Annotated in this window: 10 protein-coding genes; 3 read left to right on the top strand and 7 right to left on the bottom strand. The window is 47.2% G+C overall.

Annotated elements, in window-relative coordinates; all coding sequences use genetic code 11:
• Nucleotides 1-18: 18 nt before the first annotated feature.
• The 6 genes from SO_RS21410 to lexA all read right to left on the bottom strand — a co-directional run bounded on the left by SO_RS21410 (nt 19) and on the right by lexA (nt 6156).
• On the bottom strand, nt 19-894 hold the full coding sequence (locus tag SO_RS21410) for a cytochrome c oxidase subunit 3 (protein WP_011074205.1): 876 nt from the start codon (nt 892-894) through the stop codon (nt 19-21).
• Nucleotides 891-1472 (bottom strand): cytochrome c oxidase assembly protein, encoded by a 582-nt coding sequence (locus SO_RS21405; protein ID WP_011074204.1) that lies wholly within the window; start codon nt 1470-1472, stop codon nt 891-893. Before SO_RS21405 ends, SO_RS21410 begins: the two co-directional genes overlap by 4 nt.
• 1 nt (nt 1473) lies before the next feature.
• A complete protein-coding gene (gene ctaD / locus SO_RS21400; protein WP_011074203.1) occupies nt 1474-3066 on the bottom strand; it encodes a cytochrome c oxidase subunit I in 1593 nt (530 codons plus the stop codon).
• A 14-nt stretch (nt 3067-3080) separates the two neighbouring features.
• Complete coding sequence (coxB, locus tag SO_RS21395; protein WP_011074202.1) at nt 3081-4622, bottom strand: cytochrome c oxidase subunit II; 1542 nt, start codon at nt 4620-4622, stop codon at nt 3081-3083.
• Between the two features lie 404 nt (nt 4623-5026).
• Nucleotides 5027-5539 (bottom strand): cell division inhibitor SulA, encoded by a 513-nt coding sequence (locus SO_RS21390; RefSeq protein WP_011074201.1) that lies wholly within the window; start codon nt 5537-5539, stop codon nt 5027-5029.
• A complete protein-coding gene (lexA, locus tag SO_RS21385; RefSeq protein WP_011074200.1) occupies nt 5536-6156 on the bottom strand; it encodes a transcriptional repressor LexA in 621 nt (206 codons plus the stop codon). The genes SO_RS21390 and lexA overlap by 4 nt, the downstream gene beginning before the upstream one ends.
• Before the next feature lie 161 nt (nt 6157-6317).
• Between lexA and plsB the strand changes: the two genes are divergently transcribed.
• The 3 genes from plsB (at nt 6318) to SO_RS21370 (ending at nt 10991) form a co-directional block, all read left to right on the top strand.
• Nucleotides 6318-8747, top strand: a complete 2430-nt coding sequence (plsB, locus tag SO_RS21380; RefSeq protein ID WP_011074199.1) for a glycerol-3-phosphate 1-O-acyltransferase PlsB — start codon at nt 6318-6320, stop codon at nt 8745-8747.
• The gene (mtr, locus tag SO_RS21375) at nt 8740-9996 is read left to right on the top strand and encodes a tryptophan permease (RefSeq protein ID WP_011074198.1); all 1257 of its coding nucleotides are present in this window, start codon (nt 8740-8742) and stop codon (nt 9994-9996) included. Before plsB ends, mtr begins: the two co-directional genes overlap by 8 nt.
• Before the next feature lie 212 nt (nt 9997-10208).
• A complete protein-coding gene (locus SO_RS21370; RefSeq protein ID WP_011074197.1) occupies nt 10209-10991 on the top strand; it encodes a VOC family protein in 783 nt (260 codons plus the stop codon).
• 20 nt (nt 10992-11011) lie between these two features.
• Here the strand turns inward: SO_RS21370 and SO_RS21365 are convergent, their stop codons facing one another.
• A complete protein-coding gene (locus SO_RS21365) occupies nt 11012-12166 on the bottom strand; it encodes a ribonuclease T2 (protein WP_011074196.1) in 1155 nt (384 codons plus the stop codon).
• Nucleotides 12167-12395: the final 229 nt, after the last annotated feature.

Here is a 12395-nt window from a genome sequence, read left to right as displayed (position 1 = left end):
TCTTGTTTTGATATTGTTTTAAAGTACATACACAAAAATAAACAGACAGAGCCAAACCACATCGACAAAGTGCCAATACCAACTGCCAGCCTGAAAGGCGAAATGCTTATCGGCACTAAAGTGTCCCTTTAGTACCCTGAAAAATAGGACCAATAGGAATATGGTGCCGAGGGTAACGTGCATGCCATGGAAACCCGTCAACAGGAAAAAGGTATTGCCATAGATACCTGAAGTCAGAGTCAGCCCCATTTCCTCGTAAGCATGACGATATTCCGCAACCTGTAGGGCAAGGAAGCCAATCCCTAGCAAAATCGTGAGTCCAAGCCAGAGTGTGATGGCCGAGCGTTTCCCCTTTTCTAAGCTGATATGGGCAAAATGTAAGGTGACTGATGACGTTAGCAGTACAATGGTGTTGATTAAAGGCAAACCATTCCACGGCATCGCTTCGGTTTTTGTGCCATCGGGAGTGGTAAGGAGTGGCCAAACGGCTTCAAAATTCGGCCATAGGACCTCGTGGGTCATGGCATTGTTGGACGCGCCGCCAAGCCAAGGCACTGCAAACATGCGGGCATAAAATAAGGCACCAAAAAAGGCGGCAAAAAACATCACCTCGGAGAAAATAAACCAGCTCATGCCTTGGCGAAACGATCTGTCCATTTGATGGGAGTAAAGGCCCGTCATCGATTCCTGGATAACGGTTCTAAACCAGCCTACAAGCATAAATAAGATCACGGCAATTCCCGCAAATAGGATGTATCCACCTCCAGAGTTGCCGGATTTTAATTGTGTTACAAACTGCCCTGCGCCAAAGGCTATTAAGAATAAGCCAATCGCTCCCACAATTGGCCATGCACTCTGGGCGGGGACGTAATAAGTTTCATGCTTAGTGGTCATTTTGCAGCTCCTTGCTCTATGGCAGACGCTAACTGCTTGTCGGTAATGTCGTAGAGGGTGTAAGAGAGGGTTAAGGTGTGGATCGACTCAGGCAATTGAGGGTCCACGAAGAAAATCAACGGCAGCTCAGCGCGACTCGCTGCCGCTAAGTGTTGTTGGTTAAAGCAAAAGCATTCGGTTTTATTGAAATAGGCCGCACCTTGCCCAGGTGAAACTGATGGTATCGCCTGACCCACAATCGGCCTATTTGATAAGTTTTGCGCTAAAAATGCCGTGTGGATCAGTTCACCTGGATGTACTTCGAGCCGTTTAGTTTGTGGCTCAAATTTCCACGGCATGCCCGTTTGTATCTGTGAGATAAACTCCACAGTCACCACGCGGTTTTTATCTACCGTGATTGCTTGGTAACTACTGGCGGTATTAGATGTTTTGCCATTAATCCCCAGTTTTTCGCACAGCACATCGTAGAGCGGCACCAACGCAAACCCAAAGGCAAACATCGCAAGACAGCCTAAAACCAGCAGGCTGATCAGCCGACGGTTTGATTTTATCCTTGGTTGTTTGGGTAGGTTTTGCATGTTATTTCACCTCGGGTGGCGTGGTGAAAGAGTGATAGGGCGCTGGACTTGGTAGGGTCCACTCTAAGCCTTCGCTGCCTTCCCATGGTTTGGCGGGTGCCTTTTCACCGCCCCGAATGCACTTAATCACCAGCACGAGGAAGATCAACTGAGATAGACCAAAAGCAAAACCCCCAATCGAGACGATTTGATTTACATCGGCAAATTGAATCGAGTAGTCGGGAATACGCCTTGGCATTCCCGCAAGACCTAAGAAATGCATCGGAAAAAACAACACGTTGACCGAAATGACTGAACACCAAAAATGCCACTGGCCTAACCTTTCGCTGTACATATGGCCGGTCCATTTGGGGAGCCAGTAATAGGCCGCCGCCATAATGGAAAAAATTGCACCTGTCACCAGCACATAATGGAAGTGAGCTACGACAAAGTAAGTGTCGTGATACTGGAAGTCAGCGGGGGTTATAGCGAGCATCAAGCCAGAGAAGCCGCCAATAGTGAACAGGATAATAAAGGCCACCGCGAATAACATTGGGGTTTCAAAACTCAGGGAGCCACGCCACATGGTTGCCACCCAGTTAAACACTTTTACTCCGGTGGGTACTGCAATCAACATAGTGCAATACATGAAAAACAACTCGGCAAACACCGGCATACCAGTGGTGAACATATGGTGCGCCCACACGAGGAAGGACAGAATCGCAATACTGGCAGTCGCATACACCATGGATGCATAGCCGAATAATGGTTTGCGACTGAAGGCAGGAACGATGGCGGATATGATGCCAAAGGACGGCAAAATCATGATATAGACCTCGGGGTGACCGAAGAACCAGAAAATATGCTGGAACATCACGGGATCGCCACCACCAGCGGCCTCGAAGAAGCTAGTGCCGAAAAACTTATCGGTTAATACCATGGTGACCGCACCCGCGAGTACGGGCATGACGGCGATAAGCAAAAAGGCGGTAATCAACCAAGTCCAGACGAATAGCGGTAACTTCATCCAAGTCATGCCTGGGGCGCGCAGGTTGACTATGGTCACGATCACGTTGATCGCACCCATAATCGAGCTGATGCCCATAATATGGATGGAGAACACAAATAACGCTGTGCTATCGGGACTATAGGTGGTTGAGAGTGGCGCATAGAAGGTCCAACCAAAGTTGGGGCCGCCTCCCTCCATAAACAATGAGCTAAGCAGAATGGTAAAGGCGAAGGGAAGGATCCAAAAACTCCAGTTATTCATCCGCGGTAGCGCCATATCAGGTGCCCCAATCATCATGGGGATCAGCCAGTTCGCTAGCCCTGTAAAGGCTGGCATTACCGCGCCAAACACCATAATCAGTCCATGAACCGTGGTCATCTGATTAAAAAAGTTAGGTTCAACGAGTTGTAATCCGGGCTGGAATAGTTCGGCGCGGATCACCATGGCCATCGCACCACCAGTTAAAAACATAATAAAGCTAAACCATAAATACAGGGTGCCAATATCTTTATGGTTAGTCGTGAGTATCCAGCGCATGATGCCTTTAGGTGCACCGTGATGATGTTCATCATGGCTGGCAATTTGATCTTGAGTCAGAGTGCTCATCTTAATTTAATCCCCTACTTTCCATGGCGTGCGATATCAGCGGGTTGCACCGTATCGCCAGTATTATTGCCCCATGCGTTGCGCTCATAGGTAATGACGGCAGCAAGCTGTTGCGGGGTGAGTTGTTTGCCAAATGCCTGCATGGCAGTGCCCGTTTTACCCTGCACCACGATATCGATATGATTGGTTGAGGGGCCTGTTGCGATAGCACTACCTGCAAGTGCTGGGAAGGCGGGCGGCATGCCTGCACCAGTGACTTGATGACAGGCTGCACAGAAAGTGACATAGACTTTTTCCCCTTCGGCCATCAGCGCTTCATGGGTGAGCGTGGGAAGACTCGCGGGATCGACACTGGCGATGGGCTCAGTCACCGCTTTGGGCGCATCGGTGGTTGAGGGGGGCTGAGTCGTTGCTACTGGTTCGCTATTGGTGCCACCGGATTTATGGGCATCAACGTCTTTGGCTTGCGCCGCATCACCCGTGTTATTGCCCCACGCATTACGCTCATAGGTAATCACTGCGGCAATTTCTTGTGTAGTCAATTGCTTGCTAAAGGCCTGCATCGCCGTACCCGCTTTACCATTGAGCACAATTTCAATATGAGCACCGAGCGGGCCCATTGCAATCGGGCTGCCTTTAAGATGTGGGAATACACCTTTAAGACCTTCACCATTCGGTTGGTGGCAGGCTGCGCAGTGGCCAAGGTAAACTTGCTCTCCCTGCGTCATCAGCTCTTCTTTGCTCAGGTTTTGTGATAATGCGGCCTGTGCAGCTTGCGCGGCGGCATCTGCGGCTTGTTTTTGCTCTTTGACCCAAGCCTCAAATTCGGCTTCGGGAAGTGCTTTTACAACTATCGGCATAAATCCATGATCTTTACCGCATAGTTCAGCACATTGACCGCGATAAATCCCGGGTTTGTCGATACGTGTCCAAGCCTCGTTGATAAACCCAGGATTCGCATCTTTTTTCACTGCAAAATCAGGTACCCACCATGAATGGATAACATCTTCAGAGGTCATCAAAAAACGGATTTTTCTATTTACCGGCAGAACAAGGGGTTTATCTACTTCGAGTAAGTAATGCTCACCTTTAACCTCATTTCCTTCAATTTGAGGTCTTGGTGTGGCGAGAATACTGTAAAACTCAATATCTTGGTCGAAGTAGCTGTAATGCCATTTCCATTGTGAGCCCGTCACTTTGACCGTGAGATCGGCATTGCTAGGGTCTTCCATTGCAATAAGCGTTTTAGTTGCTGGAATAGCCATTAAAATCAAAATGACGAACGGAATTACCGTCCAAGCAATTTCAACTTTAGTGCTTTCGTGAAAGTGAGACGCGACCGCGCCCTTGGATTTTCTGTGGTTGATCATGGCATAAATCATCACGCCAAAAACCACTAAGCCTATCGCGCAGCAGATATACAGAATCGTCATGTGTAAGTGATAAACCTTACCACTGATTTCTGTTACGCCAGGTGTCATGTTGTACCGCATGTCCGATGCGGCCAACGGTGGGGCGAATAGCACCACGAGTAAACAATACAACCATTGCTTCACAAGACTTCTCCTCTGCCAATTGCGAAAAGCAACTACAAAGAAGAGCAACACAGTAAGTCTCAACTCTATGCAAACTCTTCAGTTCCCAAAAAAGTGTTTCTGACTTCAACGTGCGTTGGCGGCTTACTTATGATCAAGTATTGTTACTGCTGGTATTAGCCACACTGGCACATACTGCTGAATAAACCCATTCTTCTCAATTTGTGTGGGCGAGTGATATTCGATAAAAACTCGATATCTATGCCTAAACTGGCGATATATTATTCACGCCTTAATCAACCATACTTGCTGTTTAAAAATTGATCAAGATCACTTCTTTTTCTAATTGTCTGAAAAATTGCCAAAAAAAAGCCTCACATTCATTGGTGAGGCGGCTTTCAAGGCTAAATACGGAGTACAAAATTTTAATGAACAGAGCTGAAAAAAGCGGGTTGAGTAAATTTGGTGGATGGCGCGAGATTGTCATTTGAGGGCAAGTCATTTGTTGCACCTTCAAGCACTATTCCCATTGCACGGGCGCTCTTTGCCACAATTTGTAAACGACGATTATCGCGGGCATCGAGGGCATGGGTCCAAGTTATCACAGCACTAGAAGTACCGCTGATTAAGGCTTTTTCCATTGCCCACAGGGTTTCGACTTCATCTTTTGCGTGCACCAGTAACACTCGATCCATACGAACGCCTGCGTTTGCCAATAGCTGCTTGTAGCCAATACTGGGTGGATTAATTAACACGATCCATCTTCCCTGTTGGCTCAGTTGGGCCAGTTGTTTGCTCAGTTGTGTCAGTTCTTGGCGGCCTTGGCTCTGGGTTGGCATAGTGACAATTGGCGTATGCTGCCAATCACTATCTGCGTCCCGAACAGTATCGAGCCATAAACCGGGGTGACGCGGGGCATTACCTAATAGTTTGTTCATAGCCAATCTCCGTTGCGGATCACCCCTACGGCGAGCCCTTCAATTGTTAAACTTTGGAAACTCAAATCGACTTTAATGGGTGAGTAGTCTTCATTTTCGGCATGTAGATAGACTACATTACCTTTTTTTTCAAAGCGTTTGACGGTTACATCATCGTCAACGCGAGCAACGACGACTTGTCCATTGCGAGCTTGTTGTACTTTATGAACGGCGAGCAGATCACCTTCGAGGATGCCGATATTTTTCATACTGTCACCCTTAACGCGCAGTAAGAAATTGGCTGTCGGGTGGAACATACTAGGATCGATTTGGTAATACTGTTCTACGTGCTCTTGAGCGAGAATGGGTTCGCCCGCAGCTACTTGACCGATGAGTGGAAGACCCGTTTCACTGTTATCTTCTTCCTCAACAGGGAGACGGATCCCGCGGGATGTGCCGGGCATGATCTCGATACAGCCTTTTTTTGCCAGTGCCTTAAGGTGTTCTTCAGCGGCATTTGCACTTTTAAAACCCAGGCGGGTGGCTATTTCGGCCCGAGTGGGTGGCATGCCTGTTTCGGCAATATTACGTTTAATCAGCTCTAAAATTTCAGCTTGGCGTGGCGTCAAGGGTCTCATGGTCTTTCCTGTTTTTCTATACAGTTACTGTTAGTATATACAGTATTATTCATAGTGCAAGTATTAACCACTTTTTAACGGGATTGGAGAGTATTAGCGAATATTCCCTAGAATCTGGTATTCTATTGGGCTAATGAACGTACTTACATTGCATAAGAATAATGCCTAAACAAGACTCTCTTTGGTTGAAATCATTACGCTGGATCCAAAAATACTTAGTGCACACCATTGTTGTGCCGCAGGATCCCTTTGCTGATCTGAATCTGGATGCCTCCAGACCACTCGCCTATGTAATGAAAACAGAATCCCTCAGTGATATTGCGGCTTTAAGCGAGATCACCGCTAAGCTTGGTTTGCCAAGCCCCTACGAGCCTTTAGTGGTTAATGGTGTAGTGGCGCCTCGCGTGGTGTGCCTTGAAGGGCGTAAACCGTTATTTGGTGATCGTGCGAGTAACGAGCCTTTCCTCGAATGTTTTATGCGCCTGTTGGCGGTGCATAAAGAGAAGCCTGAGTTAGATATTCAACTGGTACCTGTCAGTCTGTATTGGGGTCGTACTCCAGGTAAAGAAGATGACACAATGAAGGCCGCGGTGCTGGAGCGCGAAAATCCTACTTGGTTACGTAAATGTTTGATGATTCTATTTTTAGGTCGTCATAATTTTGTGCAGTTTTCCAATGCTGTGTCACTGCGCTATATGGCCGATGAGCATGGTACCGATATGGGGATTGCCCATAAATTGGCTCGAGTGGCTAGGGTGCATTTTCGCCGTCAACGCAAGGTGATGACGGGTCCTGTGTTGCCCAATCGTCAGGCGTTATTTGATTCTCTGCTTAAATCCGAATCCTTACGTAAGGCGATTCAAGAAGAAGCGGCCAGTAAGAAGATTTCTGAAACGCAAGCGCGTGAAACCGCCATTGAATATCTTGATGAAATCGCTGCAAATTATTCAGATAGCCTAGTGCGTATTGCCGAGCGTTTTTTAACCTGGTTATGGAACAAGTTATACAGCGGTATCAATATCAAAGGTGCCGAGCAAATTCGACAATTACACCACGATGGCCATGAGATTGTGTATGTGCCATGTCATCGCAGCCATATGGATTACCTGCTGTTATCCTACATTTTGTATTACCAAGGTATGGTGCCGCCACATATTGCTGCGGGCATTAACTTAAACTTCTGGCCTGCGGGACCGTTATTCCGCCGTGGCGGTGCTTTCTTTATCCGCCGTAGTTTTAACGGCAATAAACTTTATACCGCAGTATTTCGCGAATACCTCGATCAGCTGTTTGCTAAGGGATATTCGGTGGAATATTTCTCCGAAGGGGGCCGTTCTCGTACGGGCCGTTTGCTGGCACCAAAAACGGGCATGATTGCGATGACAATAAACAGCGTGCTGCGAGGCATTGAACGCCCCGTCACCTTAGTACCTGTGTATTTAGGTTACGATCACGTGATGGAAGTGGCGACCTATCATAAAGAGCTGAGCGGTAAGAAAAAGCAGAAAGAATCTGTATGGCAAGTCTTTGGTGCTATTCGTAAATTAGGTAATTTTGGCCAAGGTTATGTCAACTTTGGTGAGCCGATTACATTGCAGAACTTCTTGAATGAAACCGCGCCAAACTGGCGCAGTGAAGTGGCTGATGATCCAGAGCAAAAACCGACATGGTTAACCCCTGCGGTTAACGTATTGGCTAATCGGGTGATGACGCGCATTAATGATGCCGCCGCGGCTAGCTCTATCACGTTAACCAGTTTAGTGTTGCTGGCGTCTGAGCAAAATGCGTTGGAGCGTTGTTTGTTAGAGCGCCAATTAGATTTATATCTTACCTTGCTGAAGCGTGTCCCCTACACCTCGTTTACGTCGGTTGCTGAAGGTGATGGCAAGCATTTAGTGCAGCAAGGACTTGAGCTCAATAAGTTTTCCATCAGCGCCGATCCTTTAGGTGAAATAGTATCAATTGATGATAAACAAGCAATATCAATGACATACTATCGTAACAATATTATTCACCTATTTATTATTCCGTCGTTAATTGCGAGCTGTTTAATCAACAATAAACAGATTTCAAGGGCGCAAATCTTTGGTGTCGTGAACGACTTCTATCCGCTGTTGAAGGCTGAGTTATTCATGGGGATCAAAGATCTCCCAAGTTACGTGGATCAGGTGTTGGATCTGTTTATTGAACAAGGTTTAGTTGAAGAAACCGAGCTATTGTCGGTTGCGACTGAGCGCGCGAGCCAAATGCTATTGTTGGCCGGAAGCGTCAACGAAACATTGCAACGCTATGCGATTATTTTCAATTTACTTGCCCATAGACCTAAGATGGAACGCTCAGATCTTGAGTCTGAAAGCCATCTGCTGGCTCAACGTTTAGGGGCGTTGCATGGTATTACCGCGCCTGAGTTTTACGATAAAAAACTCTATAACACCTTGAGTGTTAAGCTAAAAGAGTTAGGCTATTTCTCTGGTAAAGAAGATAAGTCCGATGTCGAGCGTATTAGAGAACAAGCCAATAATTTACTCAGAGCCTCGGTGAGACAAACGATAGTCGCCAGCGTGACAGCGGAGCAATCGTTTAATGGCTAACCATATGAATGCGGTAAAAAATAAGCCGGTAGGGAAGTCTCTGCTCGGTGGCGCCATGATTATTGCGGGGACCACTGTTGGGGCTGGGATGTTTTCATTGCCCGTTGTTGGCTCAGGCATGTGGTTTGGCTATTCGATATTGATGTTGCTGGGTATTTGGTTTTGTATGTTGATGTCGGGGCTGTTACTGCTCGAAACCAATTTACATTTCGAGCCAGGCGCAAGTTTCGATACCCTCACCAAGGAAACCCTAGGCCAGTTCTGGCGTATAGTGAACGGGGTTTCTATCGCCTTTGTGCTCTATATCTTAACCTACGCCTATATCAGCGGTGGTGGTTCGATAGTAAACCATAGCCTACAGGGGATGGGGATTGAACTACCCCAAAGTGTTGCCGGATTAGTGTTTACCGTGGTGCTCGCCTGTATCGTGTTGATTAGCACTAAGGCTGTCGATCGCATTACAACCATTATGCTAGGTGGGATGATCATCACTTTCTTCCTCGCGATTGGTAATCTACTGATTGAGATCGATGTGACTAAGTTACTCGAGCCGGATGGAAATCAACGTTTTATACCATATCTATGGGTTGCATTGCCCTTTGGGCTCGCCAGTTTTGGTTATCATGGCAACGTGCCTAGCTTGGTGAAGTATTACGGCAAAGATTCCTCTACCATTATTAAGGCCATTTTTGTTGGTACTTTTATCGCGTTGATTATTTACGTTTGTTGGTTAGTGGCGACTATGGGCAATATTCCCCGCAGCCAATTTAGCGAGATTATTGCCCAAGGTGGCAATATGGGGGTGCTCGTCGGTGCGCTGTCAAAAGTGATGGAAAGTAGTTGGTTAAACAGTATGTTAACGCTATTTGCCAACTTAGCCGTCGCTTCATCTTTCCTAGGTGTCACACTCGGTTTATTCGATTACCTAGCCGATTTGTTTGGTTTTGATGATTCGCGCTCAGGCCGGATGAAAACCGCGATTGTTACCTTTGTGCCGCCAACAGTATTCGGTTTGTTATTCCCCGATGGCTTTTTGATTGCTATCGGTTTTGCTGCTTTAGCGGCAACCGTGTGGGCAGTGATAGTGCCCGCGCTGATGGCTTATAAGTCGAGGCAACTCTTTCCCAATCACCAAGGTTTTAGGGTTTTTGGTGGCACGCCGCTGATTATCCTTGTGGTGTTGTTTGGTGTGGTGACGGGGGCTTGCCATTTACTGGCAATGGCGAATTTATTGCCGCAGTTTTCCTAACATCATTCCTCGTTACGCGAGCACAAGCTTGCCAGAACGAACAATATTTAATCTCGAAACGTCAACACGCCCTAAGTATTTCGTGTACGACAAAAGCCCTCAATCGAGGGCTTTTGTTTATATGCTATATAACTCTTTTTATTGCCAAAACTGGACAGTTACATAAACTCCAGCTTAACTCGAACACATAATAAGCTAGATTGGAGTCAACCATGAGGATTACTCAGTACACACAAGGGCAAGCATGTTGGGTTGAATTGGCAAGCCATGACTGGCTGGGCGCGCAGGCTTTTTACCATGCATTGTTTGGTTGGAATACGGTAGAAATGCCGATCCCCATGGGGCATTTCTCGTTATTTAATCTGCAAGGAGACGATTTAGGGGCTATGTACCAAATTCCTCAATCTGAGTCTCAGACCCCAAGCCACTGGCGAATCTACTTCGCGGTGAAAGATATCGACGCGAGCATCGCCGCAATCTTGGCCGCAGGTGGTCAGTTGCATATAGGGCCTCATGTGGTGGGTGATGCGGGTGTGATGGCGCAGGTGAGCGATATAGAAGGCGCGCGCTTTGCCCTATGGCAAGCGAAACATCATTCCGGTTCGCGTCGGCAAGGGGAAGAAAATACGCTTTGTTGGGTTGAGCTAGCCTGTCGCGAACCAAGTCATGAAGCGGACTTTTACACTAAGGTGTTTCCTTGGACTTCCGTTTCCAGCCATGTGCCCGGCATTGATTACACTGAATGGCAAACAGAGGGGCAATCCATCGGCGGTATGATGCAGATAATGTCCGAATGGGGAGAGGTTGCTGCCCATTGGATGCCCTATTTTAGGGTGGCTGATTGCGATGACATTGCCGCCAAAGCACAGGCGCTCGGGGCACAACTGTGTGTGCCGCCGAGCGATATCCCTAATGTGGGACGTTTTGCTGTCATTGCCGACGCTCAAGGTGCTACGTTTGCGATAATTCACTTAGCGCATAATGAAAATGAGTGAGCATAGTGCAAGTCAGTGAGTTAGTTTGGCATATCAATTAATAACGGATCAGGACAATTCGTCTTTTTTGCTTTTGGTGCTTTGGCAAGCAGACTTGGTATTGAATCTGACAGCTTGATCTCTTGAGGAAGATTAATCCGTATTTCATTTAAGAGTCCTTTGGCACAGTCTAGGGTCACTTTAGTGTGCGCGCCTTGACCAAAGCTCGTATCAAAGCTTTGATTCAGCTCTTTTTGCGTGACTTTTTTACCGATTCTTTGATGGATAAACTCTTTAACCCACACCGAAGCGTTCACCTCTTGGGTTAATTGGGTCGCCAGCAAGAAATAGTCATTAGGATCTTGATCGCGGCAGGTGCCGTGTTTCCACCATTCGTGGCGCTCTAAACAGGTGCCGTAGCGGGCGCTTGGCATGACTTCTTCTAGATTCTTTTGTACAGAGGCATTGAGTGGCACCTCAGGATAATCACAAAAATCGCTCGGCTGCTGTTTCACGCTGCTGCAAAAGCCGTAACGAGTGCCACATTGCTGGCGATTCGGCCAGAGACCATGCAGGCTAAAGTGTTGCCATTGTGGCGCATCAGTGGTTTGGCGTAAGGCACGACATTCGGCTTTACGGCTGCCATAGAGTTCGCAAAAGGTGCTCTGCCAACTCAGGGCGAGCACATGGGAGTCATAATTATCCTCGATTTGACACAGATTGCCTTGGCGTTTTTCTGATGTGCCATGCTCTTTTAGGCTTTCACTGTTGATGGCGTTGATATCTGAAGCTGTGGTGGTTTGCACTGGCTTACCGGAGGATGAGGGCTGATAAGTCTCCGCCGCTACACTTGCATGATATTGTCCGCAATCACCTTTGATCCAACGAAGTGGCGAGGTGATAGCATTAGTGCGCACGCGTAGCCAGTCAGGATTTGCGCTGTTGCCTAACAGTTCGGCTACTGGATAACGTTCTCCAATATTGCTTTGCCAATCATCGGGATTAGTTTGTTTATTTTTAGACTGAAACAGTTCACAGCGTTTATTGGCAATAAACTCACCGGTGGCTGGGGCGGCGACAGTGGTGATTGGGGTTAAACCAATAAGCAATAAGCCAAGTACGCCCTGTAAATGGCGGCAAAGCGTGACGGGTTGCGAGTCTCTTTTGCGGATAGGGAGTGAAAATAAAGCGGTCATTCGCGGGCATCCTTTCTGCTATGGAGAAAAACATGGTGTTGCATATTGCTATTGTGCCGTGAAACAGTGAGATTCGCTAATCGGGATTGATGGGGAACGACTCACTACCTGAAAACATTAACACTTGATGTTATATAAAAATCTTAACATGATGAAATAGATAGTTTAATACTGGTATTGCCTTAAGATAAATAAACCCCTAAGACGTGACTCATTAGGGGTTCGATGT

The sequence above is a fragment of the Shewanella oneidensis MR-1 genome (genome assembly GCF_000146165.2).
GTDB lineage: Bacteria > Pseudomonadota > Gammaproteobacteria > Enterobacterales > Shewanellaceae > Shewanella > Shewanella oneidensis.
The sequence above is the reverse complement of the archived record's forward strand: the minus strand, read 5'-3'. Positions and strand labels throughout refer to the sequence as shown.